Genomic DNA, 20,664 nt, shown 5'->3' on the forward strand with positions numbered 1-20,664 from the left:
GCTGCTGCGGCGACTGTTTCGTTTCTTGGTAAATGCCGGGTTAATGCGTAGCGACCGAGGGCATTCTCCTACCGCCCACTGGGGTCCGCGAGCGGCTTTACCTGCCCGGGAATGATAGGAAGCTAATTAAGGTAATATGGTAATTTCACATATATATCATATATTTATATATACGTTTAACAGTAAGTTTCCCTAAGGGAGGGTGCTAATTTCTCCCGTAACGGCAGGTGGGTCGGTACAAATTCGGACAACGCTGCTGACGCGATCCCTTCGCGTCCCGTTAACCCGACCAGGAGACCCCGCGATGGATTTCACTTCCTACGAGCAGGATCGTGCCGTCGATACCGCCGCCGCGTCCTCGGGCGATGCCCTGTACTTCACCATCGGCGACCTCGCTCGCGAGTTCGACGTGACCCTGCGCGCCCTCCGCTTCTATGAGGACAAGGGCCTGCTGGCCCCGCGCCGCGAAGGCCTGACCCGCCTTTACACCCCCTCCGACCGTTCGCGCCTTGCCATCATCCTGAAGGGCAAGAAGCTCGGCTTCACCCTCGCCGAGATCAAGGCGATGGTCGCGCTGCGCGAAGGCACCGCCACCATGAGCGGTCTCGCCCTGACCCGCGAGAAGTGCGTGGAGCAGCTCGGCCTGCTCGAGCAGCAGAAGGCGGAGATCGAGGACGCCATCGGCGAGCTCAAGCAGATGATCGCCTCCTACCCGGTCCGCAACGCCGCCTGAACGGCGCGTGCGGAAAGGTGTTGTGCAGACCACCGAAGCGGCGCCCCACGGGCGCCGTTTTCGTTTTGTCGACGTGCGATCCGGCTCGCGCCGGGCTTGAAGCGCCGGCGCCGCTGCGCTTCAAAGGAGGCGCGGTGGCCACCCCGGTCGCCGGACTGTGGAATGAGCGCCTGTGCCGTCCGGGCACCCGCCCGGCCGTGAGCGCTCCAGCGAGGCGCGGATGAGCCGTTCCGTCGATTATTTCTTCTCCGTCGTCAGCCCCTGGGCGTTTATCGGCCATGCCGCCTTCATGGGGGTCGCACAGCGCCACGGGCTCGAGGTGCGCTATCGGCCGGTGCAGCTCGGCGGGCTGTTCGCCGAGACCGGCGGCCTGCCGCTGCCCAAGCGCCACCCGGCGCGCCAGCGCTACCGGCTGGTCGAATTGCAGCGCTGGCGGGAGGCGCGCGGGCTCGACCTCCATTTGCATCCGGCGCATTGGCCGTTCGACGGTGCGCTGGCCGACCGGCTGGTGCTCGCCGCCGCCGAGGCCGGCCATGATGTCGGCCCGCTGGTCGGGCGGCTGATGGCCGGGGTGTGGCAGCGCCAGGAGAACATGGCCGACCCGGCGCAGCTCGCCGCGGTGCTGGCCGAGCTTGGCCTGCCGGCGGGGCTGCTGGAGGCGGCCGGAACCGAGGCGACCGGGGCGCTTTACGAGGCCAACCGCGCCCGCGCGATCGAGGCCGACGTGTTCGGCTCGCCCGCCTATGTGCTCGACGGCGAGGTGTTCTGGGGGCAGGATCGGATCGATCTTCTCGATGCGGCGTTGTCCAGCGGACGGGCGCCGTTCGCGCCGGAGGCGTAAGCGCACCCCGGCGGCACATGCCGGACGACCGGCAGCAGGGAGGCTTCCATGATTCGCATCGCTCTCGCCGCGCTGTTCGCGCTCCTGCTCGCCGCCGGCGCCCACGCGCAGCCGGCCGCCGCCCCGCCGCCGCCGGGCGGGCCGGAGGCGGCGCCGCATTTCAGCATGCAGCCGGTGGAGGGTGGGGTGCTGCGCCTCGACACCCGCTCCGGCGCGATGAGCTTCTGCGGCAGCCGTGGTGGCGTGTGGCGCTGCGAGGCGCTGCCCGACGAGCGGGCGACGCTGGAGGCCGAGATCGCCCGGCTGCGCGACCGGCTGGCCTCTACGGGTGGCGGCGGCGTGCCGGACATTGCCGGGCCGCCGCGCCAGCCGCCCTCCGTCGACGCCACTCCCCCGGCGCCGGACGCCACGCCGCCGGCCAAGCCGGACGAGGAGCGCGGCCGCTTCGACGCGGCGATGGAGGAGGCGATGCGCAAGGCGGAGGCGATGTTCCGCCGCTTCTACGAGATGATGGAGCGGCTGCGCAGCAACCCGCCGCAGGGCGAGAAGCTCTGACGCGGGATGCTTTGGGCGCCGGTCGCCGAGGCTCGCCGCCGCTCAGCTGGCGGCGAGGAAGCCGACGATGCGGGCCAGCGCCTTGTCGGCCAGCGAGCCGGGAAAGCCGATGAAGACGTGGCAGCCGCCGGGATACACGGCCAGTTCGGCGCGGTTGCCGGCGGCGAGCCAGCGCGGCGCCATGAACAGCGTGTCGTCCAACAGCGCGTCGCGGGTGCCGATGGTGAACAGCGCCGGCGGCAGGCCGCCAAGATCGCCATGCAGCGGGGAGATGTCCGGCGTCGCCACCTCGCCGCCCTCGCGCAGGTAATGGCCGACGAAGACGTTGATGTCGCGGGTGTTCAGCACCAGCGGCTCGTCGCCCCAGTTGCGGGCGCTCGGGGTGAGGCCGAGATCATAGCAGCCGGCATTGAGGTTGGCGGCACGGAATGGGGAGAGCCCGTGCCGGTCGCGCAGCCGCAGCAGCGTCGAAACGGAGAGATTGGCGCCGGCGGATTCGCCGCCGATGACGAGGCGCTCGGTGCCGAAGCGGGCCTTGCCCTCGCGGACCAGCCACAGCGCCGCGGCCTCGCAATCGTCCGGCGCCGCCGGCCACGGGTTCTCCGGGGCGAGGCGGTAGTCGACCGACACCACGGCGAAGCCGGTGCGCTCGACCAGCCGGTGGTTGAGCCCGTCATTCTCGCGCGCCGAGCCGAGGCACCAGCCGCCGCCATGGATGTGCAGATAGACGCCCTTGGCCGGCTCCGGCGGGGTGTAGATGCGCAGCGCCACCGGGCCGTGCGGGCCGTCGATCTCCTCGACGCTGGCATAGGGGCTCTCCGGCGCCAGCGGGAACGGACCCTTGCCGTCCAGCCGCAGCTTGCGCAGCAGCGCCATCGGGAACACCCAGCGGTCCGGCACCGCCCCCAGCGCCTTGACGATGCCGGCATTCACCGCGCGGGTCTCCGGCGAGACCGCCGAAGGCGCGAACACCGAGGGATCGATGACGAGCTCGGGCTGGCTGGCGGCGGAAAGGGCGGAGGCAGGCGTGGAGGAGGAGACGGTCATAAGCGGAAGGCGCTCCATGATGGCGTGGGTCGAGGACCGTGGGGTCGTGGACTTGGCGGTCAAGGACGTGGCGGTCAGGGACGTGGCGGTCAGGGACGTGGCGGTCGAGGACTTGGTAGCCGGAGACTTGGTAGCCGGAGACCTGGCAATCAAGGACTCGGCGGTCGGGAAATCGGCAATTGGGTCGGTAAACGGTAGCTGTGCGGAACACCTTGTCGACCATGTGGCGATCAAGGGCGTGCATCCGCGATGGAACGCGCCTATCCAACCCCAGCGACGCCCGTTCGTCCAGCGCCGCCCGATAATGGGAGCCATGCCGTGACCGAGATACGACAGAGCACGCCGCGCGAGACAAGGGTGACGCGGCGGGTCAGCGCCGAGCTCGGGATCGACACGCACGGGCGCGGTTTCACCGACATCACCCGCGCGGTGGCGCGCTTCCTCGCCGATATCGGTGCCGGCGACGGCGAGGTGTCGCTGTTCTGCCGCCACACCTCGGCCTCGCTGACCATCCAGGAGAACGCCGATCCCGATGTGCGGCTCGACCTCCTGACCGCGCTCGACCGGCTGGCGCCGGAGGATGCCGGCTGGGTGCACGACCTTGAGGGACCCGACGACATGCCCGCCCATGTGAAGGCGGTGCTGACCGGCATCCACCTCGCCATTCCGGTGGTGGAGGGGCGCATGCAGCTGGGCACCTGGCAGGGAATTTATCTGGTGGAACACCGCGCCATGCCGCACCGCCGCGAATTGACGGTGGCATTCGTCGGCGATGGCAACTAAAGCTCTCTGTCAGAGACGAATGTTCAGTTTGACCATTGCCGCCGCGCCGTCGCCGCGATAGGCATCCGACGCTACGTGTTACAGCGGTAATGCTTGCATGAGTGGTGCGACCGAACCATGATCGCGGCGCGGCATATGCGACCAACGGCGTATGCCGGCTGAAGCCGAGAGGGCCTTTTGCAGGTGGGTACGACGAGTTTCAGGCTGGCCATCGCTGATGATCACCCCTTGTTTCGCGGGGCGCTGCGCGAAGCGGTGACGCGACAGTTTCCGCAGGTCGAATTGTTCGAGGCCGGTGGCTTCGAGGATCTCCAGGCGCTGCTCGAGCGCGAGAGCGAGATCGATCTGGTGCTGCTCGACCTCACCATGCCAGGGGTGCGCGGCTTTTCCGGCCTGATGTATCTGCGCGCGCAATACCCGGCGATCCCGGTGGTGGTGGTCTCCGCCAATGAGGAGGCGGGGGTGATCCGCCACTGCATGGAATTCGGCGCGGCCGGCTTCATTCCCAAGACCGCTGCGGTGGAGACGATGCGCGATGCCATCGCCGCCGTGCTGGAGGGGCAGACCTGGACGCCGCCCGATATCGACCTTTCCGCCGGCAGCGACAAGGAGACGGCGGCGCTGGTGGCGCGGCTCGCCACGCTGACCCCGCAGCAGGTGCGGGTGCTGATGATGCTGTCGGAAGGCCTGCTCAACAAGCAGATCGCCTATGAGCTCGGCGTCTCCGAGGCGACGGTGAAGGCGCATGTCTCGGCGATCCTGCAGAAGCTCGGGGTGGAGAGCCGCACCCAGGCGGTGATCGCCGCCTCCAAGATCGAGGCCGGGCAGTGGTCGCAGGTGGCGAGCTGAGGCCGAGGGCCTGACCGGGCGCCTCGCCCGGACGCTGCCCGCCTGTTCCACGCGCGGTGTTTCCGCCGGCGCGACGCGCGCCGGCCCCCCGCATCCACCGTCGAGCCCGCCATGTCCCGCGACACGCTGTTCCTGCTGAAGCCGGGCTTCGCCGATCCGGCCTATCCCGGACAGCTGTTCTATTGCTGGCATTGCGCGCTGATCGAAGGGGTGCTGGCCTCGTTCCCGGACCTCGCCGAAGGCCTCGATGTCGAGCGGATCGCCTGGCCGCGCCCGCGACAGGCGGTGATCGACCTCGTGGGACAGGCGAACCAGTCGCTGCCGCTTCTGGTGCTGGCGGCCGGGGCGTCCTCGCGTCACCAGACCGACGCGCATGCCGGACGCGGCTTCGTCGCCGACAAGGACGCCATCCTCGCCACGCTCGCCGAGCGGCACGGGTTCCCCGACCCGCATCCCTGAGACGTCCGGGGCTTTCCTTCTTGGCGCTGCAAACCGCGAGCGACCGGCGGCGCATGGGCGTCGTCGAAGCCGGAGGCATCCGGTTTCGGTGGGGCCGCGCGGGAGGCTGCTCCCCACCTCTCTCCATTTTGGGAGAGGCGGCCTGCGAAGCGCGGCGGTGAGAGGCCTCGCGGCAGGGGGGTGCCTACGATCGTGGAGCGCCGGCAGACCCCTCGCCCCAGCCCTCTCCCCGCCGGGGAGAGGGAGCAAGGCGCGCGGGAATGGGGGCGTGAGGGTGGCCCCCCGATGGGGAGGTGGGGCTGTTGCGCGGGGCGGGAAGGACTTTCCGGGCTGGCTCGGGGTCTATGCCGGCGGCTCGACCGACGGGTTCCCGCTTTTCGCTCTCACTCCGCCGCCATCCGTGCCGCCCGCCACTGGGCGAGCAGGGCGCGTAGCGCCGCCGGGCGCACCGGCTTGTTCAGCACCTCCATCTCGGTCTCTTTGGCGGTGTCGCGCACCTTCTTCGAGCGGTCGGCGGTGATCAGTACCGCCGGCAGCGACTGGTCGAGCTTCCAGCGCAGGTGCTTGGTCGCCTCGATGCCGTCGGTGTCGTCGAGATGGTAGTCGATCAGCAGCACGTCCGGCCGGGCGCGGGCCTCGCGCAGCATAGCGAGCGCGCCGGGCACGTCGGCCGCCTTCAGCACCTGGCAGCCCCAGCCCGACAGCAGCGTGTCCATGCCGTCGAGGATCGCCGGATCGTTGTCGATGCACAGCACCGACAGACCGTTGAGCCCGGCGATCGGCACCGCCGTCGCGCGCGGGGCCGGGCCGGCCTCGGCCGGGATCGGCGGGGCGCTCGGCACCTCGACCGCGAACATGCTGCCGCGTCCGGGCTGCGAAGAGAGCTCGATCGGGTGGTCGAGCACCCGCGAGATGCGCTCGACGATGGAGAGCCCCAGGCCCAGCCCGCGCGCGGCCTTGGCGCCCTGGTCGAGGCGCTGGAACTCCTTGAAGATCAGCTTCTGCTTGGAGGAGGGCACGCCGAGCCCGGTGTCGTACACCTGGATGCGCAGCCGGCCGCGCCGGTGCCTGACGCCGATCAGCACCCGCCCGCGCGGGGTGTATTTGATGGCGTTGGAGACGAGGTTCTGCAGCAGGCGCCGCAGCAGCCGGCGGTCGGAGCGCACCGCCGCCGAACTGGCGGCGAAGGTGAGGCGCAGCCCCTTCTCCTTGGCCAGCGGGGCGAATTCCACCTCCAGCTGCCGGAAGATGTCGTCGAGCCGGAACGGCCCGATATCCGGCTTCATCGCGCCGGTGTCGAGGCGAGAAATGTCCAGCAGAGCGCCGAGGATCTCCTCCACCGCCTCCAGCGAGGCGTCGACATTCTGGGCGAGGCGGATGTTCTCCGCCGTCACCGCGCGCTCGACAAGGCTGGTGGCGTAGAGCCGGGCGGCGTTCAGCGGCTGGAGGATGTCGTGCGAGGCGGCGGCGAGGAAGCGGGTCTTGGAGATGTTGGCGTCCTCGGCATCCGACTTCGCCTGCGCCAGCTCGGTGTTGAGGTGCTCCAGCGCCTTGGTGCGCTCCTTGACCCGCTTCTCCAGCGTCTCGTTGGCGCGCTCCAGCGCCTCGGCGGCCTCCACCGTCGGGGTGATGTCGGTGAAGGTCACGACCACGCCGCCGTCCGGCATGGTGTTGACGCGCACCTCCATCACCACGCCGCGCGGCGACAGGCGCTCCTGGAAGCTGGCGTTGCGGCGGTTGTAGCGGCTCAGCCGCTCGCGCACGATCTGCTCGATCGGCCCCGGCCCGAACAGCCCGCTGCTGGCGGCGATGCGCAGGATCTGGTCGATGCCCACCCCGATGCGCACCGCTTCCGACGGCAGGTCGAGCATCTCGCCGAACTGGCGGTTCCAGAAGACGAGGCGCAGGTCGCGGTCGAACACCGCGATACCCTGGCGGACATGGTCGAGCGCGGTCTGCAGGATCTCGCGATTGTACTGGATGGCGGCGGAGGCATCGTCGAGCAGCTTCAGCGCTGCCTTGGTTGAGACGGTGCGCTTCCTCAGCATCAGCGACAGCACGAGGCGCGAGGAGGCGGCGCCGATGGCCGAGGCGAGCAGGTGCTCGGCATAGCGCACCAGCTGGAAATCCGCCTCGCGGGCGGGATCGAGCGACAGGCCGCGCATCGCCGACACGCTCTCGAAGGAGGCGCGCGTGCGCTCCTCGCCGAGATAGCGGGCCACCGTGGCGGTGAGCTCGCCCACCGTGACCGGCGAGCGCCACAGCCGGAAGCTCGGCGCGGAAGGCGAGCGGTCCGCCTCGACGAAGACGCTGGCCTGCAGCCGCTCGATCGGGCTGGGGTGGCGCATCATCGACACGGTGACGAAGATGATGAGATTGATGCTGAGGCTCCACAGCACGCCATGGGTGAGCGGCGCGGCGTGCAGGCCGAGCAGCGCCTGCGGGCGCAGGAAGCCGAGGCCGAACGGGCCTTCCGTCAGGAGCGTGCGGGCCACCAGTCCGGCATCGGCGAGGCTGGGCAGCAGCAGCGTATAGGCCCAGAGCGCCACGCCGGCGGCGATGCCGGCCATCGCCCCCAGCGCGGTGCCGCGCCGCCAGACCAGGCCGAGCAGCAGCGCCGGGCCGAACTGCGCCACCGCGGCGAAGGACAACAGGCCGATCTGCGCCAGCTGCGCCTCGCCGGTGATGCGGTAGTAGAGATAGGCCAGCAGCAGGATGGCGAAGATCGCCGCCCGCCGCACCAACAGCAGCTTGTGGCCCATGTCGGACTGCGCCGGCGCGCCATCGCCGCGCGGTGGCGCGAGGGCCGGCAAAGCGGGCGGGGCCGCCTCGGTGGAATGGCGCCGCGCCCGCACCAGCAGCGGCATGACGAGATCGTTCGACACCATGACCGCCAGCGCCACCGTCTCGACGATCACCATGGCGGTGGCCGCCGACAGGCCGCCGACAAAGGCGAGCAGCGCCACGCCCTGCGCCCCGACCGACATCGGCAAGGCGAGCAGGTACATGTCGCCGTCGATGAAGCCGGGCGGGAAGGAGACCAGCCCGGCAATGGCGATGGGAATGACGAAGATGTTGATCAGCACCAGATAGGCGGGGAACAGCCAGGCGGCGGTGCGGATCTCGCCTTCCGAGGTGTTCTCCACCACGGCGACGTGGAACTGGCGCGGCAGCATCAGTATGGCGAGCGCGGAGAGCACCGACATGGTGCCCCAGTCGCCGAGCGAGAAATGCCGGGTCAGCACCGGCAGCACGTCCTTCTCCTGCGCCTGCGCGACAAGGTCGAACGGGCCGGCGAACATCACGAAGGTGACGAACAGGCCGACCGCGAGGAACGACACCAGCTTGACGATGGATTCCGCCGCCACCGCCAGCATCAGCCCTTCCTGGTGCTCGGTGGCGTCGATGTGGCGGGTGCCGAACAGCACCGCGAACACCGCCATCGCCATGGCGACCAGCAAAGCGAGGTCGCCGATGACCGGGTAGTGCATCCCCAGCCCCTCGAAATCGCCGAGCAGCGCCACCAGCGAGATCGCCACCGCCTTCAGCTGCAGGGCGATGTAGGGCAGCGAGCCGAGGATGGCGACCAGCGCCACCACGGCGGCGACGCCCTGGCTCTTGCCGTAGCGGGCGGCGATGAAGTCGGCGATGGAGGTGATGTTCTGCGCCTTGGCGAGGCGCACCAGCCGCAACAGCAGCGGCACGCCGAGCGCGAACACCAGGATCGGCCCGACATAGATGGTGAGGAAGTCCACCCCCTGCGTGGTGGCGAGGCCGACCGAGCCGAAGAAGGTCCAGGAGGTGCAGTAGACCGCCAGCGACAGCGAATAGATGTTGGGGCGGCCGCGACTGCGCTTGCCGCGTGCCTGCCGGCGGTCGCCATAGCTCGCCACGGCGAAGAGGAAGCCGATATAGGCGAGGGCGACGGCGATGATGACCCAGGCCTGAAGCATGGGATCTCCGGTGAGCGGGGCGGCAATGCATCGGCGGCGGCCGATCGTTCTTTATGCCTCCGCCGGGGCAGGCGGGGCAAGGGCGCGAGGTCTGGCGCGAGGTCTGGCGCGGGGCGGCGGGCCGGGGAGGGAAGGCAAGGCAACAGCGCGGTGGGGCAGGGGTGCGAGGCGGTGAGGCCGGCGCGCGGGCAGGGTGAGGGATGGCGGGCGGACGGGGGAGCGACCGCCGGCCGGCGAAGGTGCGTGCTTGCCGCTGCGCCCGATGGCGCTAAAAAGGCAGGGTGGCGTGGCCATGGGGCGTCGCGCGATTCGGCCGGAGGAGAACCGATGCTCAAGGAATTCCGGGAATTTGCCATCAAGGGCAATGTCGTCGACCTCGCCATCGGCGTGATCATCGGCGCCGCCTTCGGCCAGATCGTCACCTCGGTGGTGTCCGACCTGTTCATGCCGATCGTCGGCGCCATCTTCGGCGGCCTCGACTTCTCCAACTACTTCGTCGGCCTGTCGTCCAACGTCACCGCCAACTCGCTGGAGGCGGCGCGCCAGCAGGGCGCGGTGTTCGCCTATGGCCACTTCCTCACCGTGGTGATCAACTTCATGATCATCGCCTGGATCCTGTTCCTGGTGGTGAAGGGCATCAACAAGCTGCGCCGCAAGGCGGCCGATGCCCCGCCGCCGCCGGCGCCGCCGACCAAGGAAGAAGTGCTGCTCGGCGAAATCCGCGACATTCTCGCCAAGAAGGCGTGAGGCGGCCGGCTGGGCAGCCCGACAGGGCGGTCGCGCCGCGCCGGCCCGCCCCGGCAAGTGGCCGGCGGCGGGCGTGGCGGATGTCGATCTTCGGCTTCGCCGCCGCGCCTGTGGGCGTGCCGGCCGCGCCGGTCGAGGGCGGTCGCCGGGGCTGGTCGCGGGCCGGGTGCCCGGTATCTGGCCGCCAGCGTGGCGTCCGGCGCGATGACCACCGCTTCGCGTTCGAGGCTACCCGCAGCCATGAGAGCGCGGTGTCACGCATTGTCGCCGTGGCGACCCGCGGCGTCCTGCTCGGGGCGCTGCTGGAGGAGCCGCTGTCCGGTGCAGGGCTCTGTCTCGCCGGCCCGACCGTGAGGGATCGGGACGTTTCCGCTCGACGGTTCCGGGCCTTCGCCGATGCGGACCCGGGCGAGGGACGCTCGTCTCGTTGCCGGCCCGCCCCTAGGCAATCGCTCCGGCGCTGTGCTAGCCAGCAGCCCTTGGGTTGCGTGGCAGGAACGACATGACGCGGCGAGTGCTTGTGACCGGCGGTGCCGGCTTCATCGGATCGGCAGTGGTGCGCCGCCTCGTGCGCGCCGGCTGGGAGGTGCTGAATGTCGACAAGCTCACCTATGCCGGCAACCTCGCCTCGCTGAACGAGATCGACAACAGCCCGAACTACCGCTTCCTCAAGGCCGATATCGGCGACGGCGCGGCAATGCGCGAGGCGCTGGACACGTTCCGCCCCGACCTCGTGATGCATCTCGCCGCCGAATCCCATGTCGACCGCTCGATCGACGGGCCGGGCGACTTCATCCAGACCAATGTGGTCGGCACCTTCACCCTGCTGCAGGAGGCGCTGCGCCACTGGCGGGGACTGGACGCGGCGGCACAGAAGGCATTCCGCTTCCACCACATATCGACCGACGAGGTATATGGCTCGCTGGGCGAGGACGGGCTGTTCCGCGAGGACACGCCCTACCAGCCGAACTCGCCCTATTCCGCCTCCAAGGCGGCGTCCGACCATCTGGTGCGCGCCTGGTTCCATACCTATGGCCTGCCGGTGGTGATGTCGAACTGCTCGAATAATTACGGGCCGTACCATTTTCCCGAGAAGCTGATCCCGCTCACCATCCTCAACGCACTGGAGGGCAAGCCTCTCCCGGTCTATGGCCGCGGCGAGAATGTGCGCGACTGGCTCTATGTCGACGACCACGCGGCGGCGCTGGAGCTGATCGCCACCACCGGACGGCTCGGCGAGAGCTACAATGTCGGCGGCAATAATGAACGCCGCAACATCGAGGTGGTGCGCACCATCTGCGCCATCATGGACCGGCTGGTGCCCGACGCCGCGCTCGGCGCGCGCGAGGCGCTGATCGCCTTCGTCACCGACCGGCCGGGCCACGACGCCCGCTACGCCATCGACGCCGGCAAGCTGAAGGACGAGCTCGGCTGGGTGCCGTCCGAGACCTTCGAGAGCGGCATCGAGAAGACGGTGCGCTGGTATCTCGACAATGCCGCCTGGTGGGAGCCGCTGAAGGCGCGCTACGACCGCGCCCGCCTCGGCGCGAAGGCATAGCCTGCCGCTAGCGGCGGGCTCCGGGCGCGGGCTAGCGGCGGCGGGCCAGCCACACGGTGTGGCCGCCGCAGTCCGGGTCCTCCGCGCGATGGGCGACGAGGTCGAAGCCGGCGGCGTCGAGCCGGGCGCGATATTCCGCCGGATCGAGGCTGGCGTGATAGAGCGGCTCGCCCTCGAGCGTGCCGATCGCCTCGCCCGCCGCCGGGCCGGAGGTGAACATCAGCGGCGCGCCGGGAGCGGCGTGGTCGGCGAAGATCGGGAACATGCCGCGCTGCTGTTCCGGCGACAGGTGGAAGAAGCTGTCCCAGGCGATCACCCCGCCGAAGGTTCGGCCGAGCGCCAGCCGGCGCATGTCGGCGACGATGGCCTCGGCCTGCGGGGCGGGCAGGTTGCGGCGGAACAGCGCGATCATTTCCGGCGAGCTGTCGATGCCGGTGACGCGGCAACCCTGCGCGACGAGGTGGCCGGCGATGGGAAGGCCGGGGCCGCAGCCGATGTCGAGCACCTCAGCGCCCGGCGCCAGCAGCGCCCGGAAGCGGGCGAGCCACGCCTCCTCCATCGGTGGGGCGCCCGGCGGCGTCGCGGTGCGCGCGCCGGCCCAGGCCTGCGCATGGCGGCGGTAGAGATCGACGATCCGGTCGGCGAGGTCGGTCACGGGGGCGTCGTCCTGTCCCGGCTCTCGCACGCGCCGCAGCCGGTTCCACGGTCGGCCGATCGCGACGTCCGGCGTGATGCCGGCTTACGCGACAAGGGCTTACGCGACACTAGTCAGCTCCACAATGGACGACCATTCGCTCGTGCCGCCCCGGCCGTTCCGCGTCCGCATGCGACCACCGCGTGCGACCGGCGGGCCGGCGGGCGGGGTGTGGAAGCGCGGTGTCGGATAGCGCCGCCTTCCATCACCGCCGCCGATGGGTCGTCGCACAGCTTTTGATGAACGCGACGGCATCGGCCGGCTATGGTAGGAGCGTCGCCGAACCAGCCGGGAACTCCTCATGTCGACCGCTACCAGTCCTTTCGTGCCGCCTCCCTCGCTTCTCGACTTCGTGCGTCCGCAGGCGCTGTCGCTGCCGGAAAGCGGCATCGTCGAGGTGTTCAACTACGGGCGCACCCGCGAGGGGCTGATCCCGCTCTGGGCGGGCGAGGGCGACCTGCCGACCCCGGCCTTCATCAGCGAGGCGGCGACCCGCTCGCTCGCTGCCGGCGAGACCTTCTACACCTGGCAGCGCGGCATTCCCGACCTGCGCGCCGCCATCGCCCGCTACATGACCGGGCTCTACGGCATCGCCGAGGATCCGGAGCGCTATTTCGTCACCGGTTCGGGCATGCACTCGATCCAGATCGCGCTGGCGCTCACCGTCGGTGCCGACGAGGAGATCATCATTCCCTCGCCGGAATGGCCCAACGCCGCCGCCGCGGCGCAGGCGGCCGGCGCGCGGCCGGTCTTCGTGCCGTTCGGCTTCGATCCGGCGGAGGGCTTCTCGCTCGACCTCGGCCGGCTGGAGGACGCGGTGAGCCCGCGCACCCGCGCCATCTTCATCAACTCGCCGGCCAACCCGACCGGCTTCGTCGCCTCGCGGGAGGTGCTGGCCGGCGTGCTCGACATCGCCCGCCGCCACGGGTTGTGGATCATCGCCGACGAGATCTATGGCCGCTTCTACTATGAGGCCGGCGAAGGCGGGCGCGCGCCCTCCTTCCACGACGTGATGGAGCCGGAAGACCGCATCCTGTTCCTGCAGACCTTCTCGAAGAACTGGGCGATGACCGGCTGGCGCATGGGCTGGCTGGAGGCGCATCCCTCGCTCGGCGACGTCATCGAGAACCTGATCCAGTACACCAATTCCGGCGTCGCGGCCTTCATGCAGCGTGGCGGCGTGGCGGCGCTGGAGCGCGGCGAGAGCTTCGTCGCCCACCAGATCGAGCGGGCGCGGCGCGGGCGCGACATCGTGATGGACGGGCTCCTCCCGACCAACCGGGTGCGGCTCGCCCGGCCGCCGGGGGCGTTCTACGCCTTCTTCGGCGTCGAGGGCGAGACCGACATGCGGGCGTTGGCGCTCAAGCTGGTCGACGAGGCCAATATCGGCCTCGCGCCGGGCACCGCCTTCGGGCCGGGCGGCGAGGACTATATCCGCCTGTGCTTCGCGCGCGGCGAAGTGCAGATGATCGAGGCGACCCGCCGCCTGGCGACCTGGCTGACGCGCTGAACCGGCGGCGGCCTTCGCCGGTCGCTGGCCACGGGCTACTGGCCATAGGTCACTGGCGACGCCGCCGGCTTTGCATTACCCATGGGTCCGTGGGGCAATGAGGGGCGGCGTGCGTCGCGCCGGGCCGGGGGGCGGATAGTGGACGAGACGGGCGAGCGCTTCATTCCCGGAACCGCCGGCAGCATCGCCGTCGAACACCAGCACCGCTATGCCTTCGCCGCCGGGCTGGTCGCTGGGGGCGCGGTGCTCGACATCGCCTGTGGCGAGGGCTATGGCGCCGCCTTGCTGGCACGCAGCGCCGCGCGGGTGGTGGGCGTCGACCTCGACGCGGACGCCGTCGCGCATGCCGCCCGCGTCTATGGCGGCACGGGCAATCTTTCCTTCGAAGCCGGGGACATCGGCGCGCTGCCCTTCGCCGACCACAGCTTCGACGCGGTGGTGAGCTTCGAGACCATCGAGCATGTCGGAGATCCCCGCGCGGCGCTCGCCGAGCTCAAGCGGGTGCTGAAGCCCGGCGGACGGCTGGTCGTCTCGACGCCGGACCGCGAGGTCTATACCGACCTTCTCAACAACCGGAACCAGTTCCACCTCTCCGAGCTTTCGGCGGCCGAGTTCGGCGCGGAACTGCGGCGGCGCTTCGCCCATGTGGTGCTGTGCGGCCAGGCGGTCGGCCTAGCCTCGGTGATCGTCTCCGCCGGCGGGGCGTCGGCGGAGGCGGCGGGTGAGCCGGACCTCTGGTGGCTGCACGGCCGGGCGGCGGGCCGCGCGCCGCTGCCCGCCGCCCGGCCGGTGTTCCTTGTCGCGGTGTGCTCCGACACGCCGCTGGATGCGCTTGCCGCCTCGGTCCTCGTCGATAGTGGCGACACCGGCACCGGGACGCTCGCCGCGCTGGAAGCGCGCGGCAACGAGCTGGCCGGCACGTTGGACGCGGTGCGCCGGCAGGCGATCGCCGATTATGACGGCCTCACCCGGCAGGTCGCGGCGTTGCAGGCGGACGCCGCCGAGAAGGACCGGCTGCTGGCCGGCAACGAGCGGACGCTGCGCGAGCAGCTGCGCATCCTCGACGAGCGGCAGACGCTGATCCAGGCGCAGGCGATGGTGATTGCCGAGCAGCGCGAGAGCCATCAGTCGCAGGGCCGGCGGCTGGCCGAGAAGCACGAGGCGCTGGCCAGCGAGTTGGACCGGCTGAAGCGGCGGCTCGAGGGCGAGCGGCAGGTGCGGGAGGTACAGGCGGACGCCGCGCACCGGCAGCAGCTGGCGGCGCTCGACGCGGAATGCCGCGCGCTCCGCGAGCGGAACGCCGCGTTGGAACAGGACGGCGCCGAGCGGCTAGGGGCGGGGCTGGCTTCGATCGCACAGGCGGAGCGGCTGGTGCTGGCGCTGCGCGACACCCATGGCGAGGAGACCCGGGCGCTGGCGATCCGCTCCAAGACGCTGCGGCAGCGTCTCGTGCATTGCGTGCCGTCGAGCCTGCGCCGGTTGCTGCGGCTGAACGGCCGGACCGGGCGCGAGCGGCGTGCCGGCGCCGTGGCGCAGGCGGCGGCACAGCGGGCTGCGGCCCTGCTGCAGGCGTGCCTCGACCAGTACCGCGACATGCGCGGGCTGCTGGCCGCGCCGCTGGGCGTGGTGCGCGCCTCGCCAGTGGAGGCGGTGGCCGAGACATATGTCGAGGCACCCGCCGAGGAGGCGCCGCCGCGCGTGCCCGACCCGCAGGACGACGACGTCCGGCTGCTGGAATCCAGTGCCCTGTTCGACCGGCTCTGGTACGCCGAGACCTATGGCGTCGAGCCGCACGAGGCCGCCCGGCACTATCTCGACACCGGATTCCGCCAGGGCTGGAATCCGAGCCTCCTGTTCAACACCGGCGACTATTTCCGTGGCAACAAGGACGTGCCGTCCGATCACAACCCGCTGCTTCACTATCTGCGCCACGGCATCCGCGAGGGGCGCACGCTGCATGCCGCCGGAGCGGCCGGAGCGTTTTCCGACCGGTTCTGGCGCTACGGCTTTCGCGGTGCGCCGGCAGGGGAGGCCGGAAGCCGGCTGCATGGCTGACGTGCCGCGCTACGGCGGTGGCTCGCCACGACGACGGCGGGGACGCGACGATGGCGGCTCGGGCTCAGCGGCCGCGGAAGGAACGGGCCACCTGGTCGGTGAGCGGCTTGACCAGATAGGACAGCACGGTGCGGTCGCCTGTCTTGATGAAGGCTTCGAGCGGCATGCCCGGCACCAGCTTCAGCCCGTCGAGCCGCGCCAGCTCCGCCGGCGGCAGCGCGATGCGCACGGAATAGTAGCTCTCGCCGCCGGCCGTGGGGTTCGGCACCAGGTCCGCCGAGATGCGGTTGACCGTGCCGTTGAGTTCCGGCGTTTCCCATTGCGCACCCGCCGTGAGGCGGACGACGGCCGGCTGGCCGACCGCCAGCTGGTCGATGAAGGGCGGCGGCACGCGTGCCTCGGCTTCCAGCTGGTCGTTGTTGGGGACGACCAGCATGATCGGCTCGCCCGGTCCGACCACGCCGCCAATGGTGTGCACGGCCAATTGGTGGACGACGCCGTCCTGCGGCGCGCGAATGTCGACCCGGCGGAGCTGGTCCTGCGCGGTGACGATGCGCTCGCGCGTCTCCGACAGCCGGGCACGCAGGTCGGACAGCTCGGTGGCGACCTCGCTGCGCATGTCCTGGTCGATCTGCAGCACCTGCATCTGGGTTTCGACGATGCGGCCCTTGGTCTGGGCGATATTGGCGATGAGCAGGCCCTTCTCGCCCTCCAGCCGGGCGCCGTCGCGCTCCAGCGCGGTGACACGCTGGATCGAGACGAGGTTGTCGCTCCACAGCTGCCGCACGCTCGCCAGCTCGGTGCCGATGAGATCGATCTCCCGCGTCTTGGAGGCCAGCTGGAATTCGAGGCCGCGGATCTCCTCCCGGAGCTGGGCGACGCGCTCCTCGAGCTGCGCCTTGCGTCCTTCGCGCAGGAAGCGGCGGGTTTCGAACAGCTTCTTCTCGCCCGCCAGGATGCGCGCGACATCGGGATCCTCGGCGCGGGACAGCAGCTGGGAGGCAAAGACCAGCTCGGCCGCGCCGTCGCGCTCGGCCTCGTTGCGGGCCTGCCGGGCCTCGAACTCGTCGAGATTATTGGTGAGGATGGCGAGGTTGGCCTCGGCCACCGTCTTGTCGAGCCGCAGCACCACCTCGCCGGCGCGGACGCTGTCGCCCTCCTTGACCAGCAATTCGCCGACGATGCCGCCGGTCGGGTGCTGCACCTTCTTGAGGCTGGAATAGACCACCAGCTGTCCCGGCGCGATGACGGCGCCGGAAATCTGCGTCGCCACGGCCCAGCCGCCGACGCCGAACATCACGGCGAACGCCAGCGCGAGGCCGAGCACGAGGTGCCGGCGGATCGATCGGTGCGGGTTGGAGGGGGGCGTAGGCGTCACGGAGCCAACCCCTCCTTCTCGGTGCGCGCGCGCTCGGGCGAGCCCGTTTCCATCTCCACCCCGGTCTCCGTCGCGGCCTCCGTCTTCGCGGGCTGCCTGTCGCCACGCCCGCTCAGGGGCACGACCTCGCCGCCGCCGGAGGGAGCCGGCGCGGCGGATTGCGGGGCGAGCTTGCGCAGCACCTGGTCCTTCGGTCCGAAGGCGCGGACCCGGCCCTCCTGCATCACCAGCAGCCGGTCGATGCTGGCGAGCGCGCTGTGGCGATGCGCCACGATGACGACGATGCCGCCGCGCGTCCGCACGCCGGCCACCGCCTGATTCAGCGCCACCTCTCCATCGGCGTCGAGATTGGAGTTCGGCTCGTCGAGCACCACCAGGAAGGGCGAGCCGAACAGCGCCCGCGCCAGGGCGATGCGCTGGCGCTGGCCGGCCGACAAGGCGGCGCCGCCCTCGCCGATCGGCGTCTCGTAGCCCTCCGGCAGGCGCAGAATGAGCGCGTGTACCCCGGCGGCCTCGGCGGCGGCGATGATCTCGCCGGGGGCGGGATCCGGGTGGAAGCGGGCGATGTTCTGCGCCACCGTGCCGGCGAACAATTCGACGTCCTGCGGCAGATAGCCGATGGCGGCGCCGATATCGGCGGCGCGCCACTGCTCGAAGGCGGCGCCGTCGAGCCGCACCTTGCCGCGCGCCGGCTGCCACACGCCGACCAGTGCCCGGACGAGGCTCGACTTTCCCGAGCCCGAGGGGCCGACGACCCCGAGGCACTGCCCGGCCTCCAGTGTGAAGTCGACCTCCTGTACCACCAGCCGGCGGCTGCCCGGCGGGGCGATGGACACCGTCTCCACCGCCAGCGACTGGCGCGGCCGGGGCAGGGCGATCGGCTCGGCGTCGGTGGGGAAGGCCTTGAGCAGGTCGCCGAGCCGCTTCCAGCCCTGGCGGGCGGCGACGAAGCCCTTCCAATGCGCGATGGCGAGCTCCACCGGCGCCAGCGCGCGCGCGCTGAGGATGGAGGCGGCGATCATGATGCCGGCGCTGGCCTCGCCGCGGATCACCAGCAGGGCGCCGACGCCGAGCACGACCGATTGCAGGGCGAGACGCAGGCCTTTGGACAGCGAGCCAAGGCCGTTGCCGATATCGGCGGCGCGCTGCTGCTCGCGGGTGAAGCGCCGGTTCGCCGCCGCCCATACCGCGCCGAAGCGCTCGGTCATCGCCATGGCGGCGAGCACCTCGGCGTTGCGGCGCCCGACCTCCGACAGGGCGTTGCGGGCGGTCATCTCGATCATGGCCTGCCGCACCGGCCGCTTGGTCATCATCTCGGTGACGGCGGTGAAGGCGATGAGCACCAGGCAGCCGATCAGCGCGGTGATGCCGATGAGCGGGTGGAACAGGAAGCAGATGACCAGGTAGAGCGGGATCCACGGCATGTCGAACAGCGCCGTCGGGCCGAGGCCGGAGAGGAAGCCGCGCAGCTGGTCGAGGTCGCGCATCGGCTGCAGGCCGTCACCGGCCGCGACCATGCGCAGCGGCGCGCGCACGATGGCGCCGTAGACGCGCTCGCCGATGCCCTCGTCGAGCGCGAGCCCGATGCGCGACAGGATGCGCTGGCGCACGATGTCGAGCGCGACCTGGAAGGCGTAGAGCATGGCGGCGAGGAGGGAGATGCCGACGAGGGTGGGGATGCTGCGGCTCGGCAGCACGCGGTCATAGACCTCCAGCATGAAGATCGAGCCGGTGAGGTAGAGGATGTTGATGACGCCGGTCATCAGGCCGATGCCGATGAAGGCCGTGCGGCAGGCCCGCAGGGCCTTGGCGAGTTCCGAGGTCATCAGCATCCGTTCCGGGAGGGGCGCACGGGGAGCGCGCCCGGCCGGCTCGCGGAGGCGCCGGTTTGCGAGGCCCATGATGCCACGGGCCGGCATGGAATCCATGCGATTCTTGGATCAGTCATTCCGGGCGTCACGTCTACGCGCTTCCGGCGGTAGCGCGTCATCCGTCATGCGCACCAGGATCTGACCACGGGGAAGACAGGTAGTCCGGTGCGGTGGCATATATGGTATATAGCTGTCGCGCAGCGGACGACCGATGGCGGGGAGGCGATTGTGGCGAGGACTGCAACCATCGATCCGACCGGCGATGACAAGATCGACGGGTTGCTCTACGGCACCAAATGGACCGGCTGGACGACGTTTTCCGTTGTCAATGCCGACATGTACTATCCGAATTACAGTACCGACGAACCCCAAGGAATAACCGCTCCGTCCGCGAGCATCTACATCGCCTATCCGGTCCTGTCGGGTGCGCTGATCGGGAATCTACACGACAAGCAATATTATAATAGTGTCGCAAGCTTCACCAATCTGGCCATCCACGCTGGAGGGTCTCCGGCTGATTTGCGGATCAGCGATTCCAGTCGGACATCGACTCCCCATGCTTATTCTCCCGGCGAAGGCAATGCCGGTGAAGGTGGCGACATCTGGTTTCCGACGGGCTACATCGACGTCAACACCGATGGAATGGGAACCGCTCGCTACCTCACGGTGCTCACCATGTTCGGCCACGCGCTCGGCCTTAAGCCGACGGACATGCCTGGCGGCGTCGCCGATGCCATCGTGCCGGCAGAGTACGATGCGCTCGAATATAGCGTGATGAGCCGTCGCTCCTATCCCGGTGGACCGGCGGGTTCCACCTTCTCCGCCGAAGCCTATGGCCATCCGCAGACCTTCATGGCGCTGGATATTCTTGCGTTGCAGACGCTATACGGTGCCAACTACAGCTATTTCGACACGGATACGGTCTATAGTTGGGATCCGGCGACCGGGCAGATGACGGCGCAAGGCGCCAAGTTCGCCATACCTGCCGTCAACAAGCTGTTCATGACCATCTGGGATGGCAGTGGCGTCGACACCTACGACATGTCGAACTTCGCCGGACCCGTGTCCATCGACCTGGCGCCCGGCGGGGCAAGCCTCACCTCGCAGGCGCAGCGCGCCTCTCTCGGCGACGGTGTCTATGCGCGCGGCACGGTCTATAACTCGTTCCTGTTCGACGGCAATCCGGCTTCGCTGATCGAGAACGCCATCGGCGGCTCGGCAAATGACACGCTGCGCGGCAACGTCGGCAACAACGTGCTGAACGGCGGCGGCGGTGCCGACACGATGACCGGCCTCGCCGGCGACGACAGCTACGTCGTCGATAATCTCGGGGACACGGTGGTCGAGGCTGCGGGCGAGGGCACCGACACGCTTTATGTGCGGGTGAGCAATTATGTGCTGCCGGCCAATGTCGAAATCGTCAAGATCGACGAGGGGGCCGGTGATCTCGGTTTCGCCGGCAATGCGCTCGCCAATCTGATCAGCGGCAACGCGGCCAGGAATGCACTCTACGGTGGGGCCGGCGGCGATACATTGTATGGCCTCGGTGGCAATGACCATCTCGATGGCGGCAGCGGGCCGGACCAGATGATGGGCGGGCAGGGCGACGACACCTACATCGTCGACAGCTA

17 protein-coding genes are annotated in these 20,664 nt (G+C 69.8%); 12 read left to right on the forward strand and 5 right to left on the reverse strand.

All coding sequences use genetic code 11. The features are described 5' to 3' along the window. Nucleotides 1–304 precede the first annotated feature (304 nt). From LGR54_RS18695 to LGR54_RS18705, 3 genes are all read left to right on the forward strand, one after another. A complete protein-coding gene (locus LGR54_RS18695; protein WP_230363473.1) occupies nt 305–733 on the forward strand; it encodes a MerR family DNA-binding transcriptional regulator in 429 nt (142 codons plus the stop codon). A gap of 220 nt (nt 734–953) precedes the next feature. After that, the gene (locus LGR54_RS18700) at nt 954–1,574 is read left to right on the forward strand and encodes a 2-hydroxychromene-2-carboxylate isomerase (RefSeq protein WP_230363474.1); all 621 of its coding nucleotides are present in this window, start codon (nt 954–956) and stop codon (nt 1,572–1,574) included. Between the two features lie 48 nt (nt 1,575–1,622). Beyond that, complete coding sequence (locus LGR54_RS18705) at nt 1,623–2,129, forward strand: hypothetical protein (RefSeq protein WP_230363475.1); 507 nt, start codon at nt 1,623–1,625, stop codon at nt 2,127–2,129. A gap of 42 nt (nt 2,130–2,171) precedes the next feature. Here LGR54_RS18705 and LGR54_RS18710 read toward each other — a convergent pair whose 3' ends face one another. Next, nucleotides 2,172–3,176, reverse strand: a complete 1,005-nt coding sequence (locus tag LGR54_RS18710) for an alpha/beta hydrolase (RefSeq protein ID WP_230363476.1) — start codon at nt 3,174–3,176, stop codon at nt 2,172–2,174. Between LGR54_RS18710 and LGR54_RS18715 the strand changes: the two genes are divergently transcribed. The 4 genes from LGR54_RS18715 (at nt 3,157) to LGR54_RS18730 (ending at nt 5,267) form a co-directional block, all read left to right on the forward strand. Next, nucleotides 3,157–3,498, forward strand: a complete 342-nt coding sequence (locus tag LGR54_RS18715; RefSeq protein ID WP_230363477.1) for a hypothetical protein — start codon at nt 3,157–3,159, stop codon at nt 3,496–3,498. The genes LGR54_RS18710 and LGR54_RS18715 overlap by 20 nt on opposite strands. Beyond that, nucleotides 3,495–3,959 (forward strand): secondary thiamine-phosphate synthase enzyme YjbQ, encoded by a 465-nt coding sequence (locus LGR54_RS18720; RefSeq protein WP_230363478.1) that lies wholly within the window; start codon nt 3,495–3,497, stop codon nt 3,957–3,959. Before LGR54_RS18715 ends, LGR54_RS18720 begins: the two co-directional genes overlap by 4 nt. A gap of 183 nt (nt 3,960–4,142) precedes the next feature. Then, nucleotides 4,143–4,808: a response regulator gene (locus tag LGR54_RS18725; protein WP_370638230.1), complete on the forward strand. Its 666-nt coding sequence runs from the start codon at nt 4,143–4,145 to the stop codon at nt 4,806–4,808. A 111-nt stretch (nt 4,809–4,919) separates the two neighbouring features. Then, nucleotides 4,920–5,267 (forward strand): DUF3088 domain-containing protein, encoded by a 348-nt coding sequence (locus LGR54_RS18730; RefSeq protein WP_230363480.1) that lies wholly within the window; start codon nt 4,920–4,922, stop codon nt 5,265–5,267. 383 nt (nt 5,268–5,650) lie between these two features. On the opposite strand, the gene LGR54_RS18735 is transcribed toward LGR54_RS18730, so the two are convergent. Then, complete coding sequence (locus LGR54_RS18735) at nt 5,651–9,220, reverse strand: hybrid sensor histidine kinase/response regulator (RefSeq protein WP_230363481.1); 3,570 nt, start codon at nt 9,218–9,220, stop codon at nt 5,651–5,653. 327 nt (nt 9,221–9,547) lie between these two features. Between LGR54_RS18735 and mscL the strand changes: the two genes are divergently transcribed. Together mscL and rfbB are read left to right on the forward strand one after the other, a co-directional pair. Next, nucleotides 9,548–9,967 (forward strand): large conductance mechanosensitive channel protein MscL, encoded by a 420-nt coding sequence (gene mscL / locus LGR54_RS18740; protein ID WP_230363482.1) that lies wholly within the window; start codon nt 9,548–9,550, stop codon nt 9,965–9,967. A gap of 502 nt (nt 9,968–10,469) precedes the next feature. Further along, complete coding sequence (rfbB, locus tag LGR54_RS18745; protein ID WP_230363483.1) at nt 10,470–11,525, forward strand: dTDP-glucose 4,6-dehydratase; 1,056 nt, start codon at nt 10,470–10,472, stop codon at nt 11,523–11,525. A gap of 31 nt (nt 11,526–11,556) precedes the next feature. Here the strand turns inward: rfbB and LGR54_RS18750 are convergent, their stop codons facing one another. Continuing rightward, a complete protein-coding gene (locus tag LGR54_RS18750; protein WP_230363484.1) occupies nt 11,557–12,180 on the reverse strand; it encodes a class I SAM-dependent methyltransferase in 624 nt (207 codons plus the stop codon). A gap of 340 nt (nt 12,181–12,520) precedes the next feature. On the opposite strand from LGR54_RS18750, the gene LGR54_RS18755 reads away from it, so the two are divergent. Then, complete coding sequence (locus tag LGR54_RS18755) at nt 12,521–13,729, forward strand: pyridoxal phosphate-dependent aminotransferase (protein WP_230363485.1); 1,209 nt, start codon at nt 12,521–12,523, stop codon at nt 13,727–13,729. Nucleotides 13,730–13,867: 138 nt separating this feature from the next. After that, on the forward strand, nt 13,868–15,784 hold the full coding sequence (locus LGR54_RS18760; RefSeq protein WP_230363486.1) for a methyltransferase domain-containing protein: 1,917 nt from the start codon (nt 13,868–13,870) through the stop codon (nt 15,782–15,784). 64 nt (nt 15,785–15,848) lie between these two features. On the opposite strand, the gene LGR54_RS18765 is transcribed toward LGR54_RS18760, so the two are convergent. After that, a complete protein-coding gene (locus LGR54_RS18765) occupies nt 15,849–17,162 on the reverse strand; it encodes an HlyD family type I secretion periplasmic adaptor subunit (protein WP_230363487.1) in 1,314 nt (437 codons plus the stop codon). Further along, on the reverse strand, nt 17,159–18,988 hold the full coding sequence (locus LGR54_RS18770; RefSeq protein WP_230363488.1) for a type I secretion system permease/ATPase: 1,830 nt from the start codon (nt 18,986–18,988) through the stop codon (nt 17,159–17,161). The genes LGR54_RS18765 and LGR54_RS18770 overlap by 4 nt, the downstream gene beginning before the upstream one ends. A 273-nt stretch (nt 18,989–19,261) precedes the next feature. Here LGR54_RS18770 and LGR54_RS26095 point away from each other — a divergent pair. After that, the coding region (locus tag LGR54_RS26095; protein WP_230363489.1) for a M10 family metallopeptidase C-terminal domain-containing protein at nt 19,262–20,664 on the forward strand (1,403 nt) is incomplete at its 3' end.

Source organism: Ancylobacter sp. Lp-2, from assembly GCF_020523795.1.
GTDB lineage: Bacteria > Pseudomonadota > Alphaproteobacteria > Rhizobiales > Xanthobacteraceae > Ancylobacter.

Excerpts from the sequence above, each read along its gene's own strand:
- LGR54_RS18710 (WP_230363476.1), bottom strand. The coding sequence starts at position 3,176 with ATGACCGTCTCCTCCTCCACGCCTGCCTCCGCCCTTTCCGCCGCCAGC.
- LGR54_RS18700 (WP_230363474.1), top strand. The coding sequence starts at position 954 with ATGAGCCGTTCCGTCGATTATTTCTTCTCCGTCGTCAGCCCCTGGGCG.
- LGR54_RS18695 (WP_230363473.1), top strand. The coding sequence starts at position 305 with ATGGATTTCACTTCCTACGAGCAGGATCGTGCCGTCGATACCGCCGCC.
- LGR54_RS18730 (WP_230363480.1), top strand. The coding sequence starts at position 4,920 with ATGTCCCGCGACACGCTGTTCCTGCTGAAGCCGGGCTTCGCCGATCCG.
- LGR54_RS18755 (WP_230363485.1), top strand. The coding sequence starts at position 12,521 with ATGTCGACCGCTACCAGTCCTTTCGTGCCGCCTCCCTCGCTTCTCGAC.
- mscL (WP_230363482.1), top strand. The coding sequence starts at position 9,548 with ATGCTCAAGGAATTCCGGGAATTTGCCATCAAGGGCAATGTCGTCGAC.
- LGR54_RS18705 (WP_230363475.1), top strand. The coding sequence starts at position 1,623 with ATGATTCGCATCGCTCTCGCCGCGCTGTTCGCGCTCCTGCTCGCCGCC.
- rfbB (WP_230363483.1), top strand. The coding sequence starts at position 10,470 with ATGACGCGGCGAGTGCTTGTGACCGGCGGTGCCGGCTTCATCGGATCG.
- LGR54_RS18770 (WP_230363488.1), bottom strand. The coding sequence starts at position 18,988 with ATGACCTCGGAACTCGCCAAGGCCCTGCGGGCCTGCCGCACGGCCTTC.
- LGR54_RS18735 (WP_230363481.1), bottom strand. The coding sequence starts at position 9,220 with ATGCTTCAGGCCTGGGTCATCATCGCCGTCGCCCTCGCCTATATCGGC.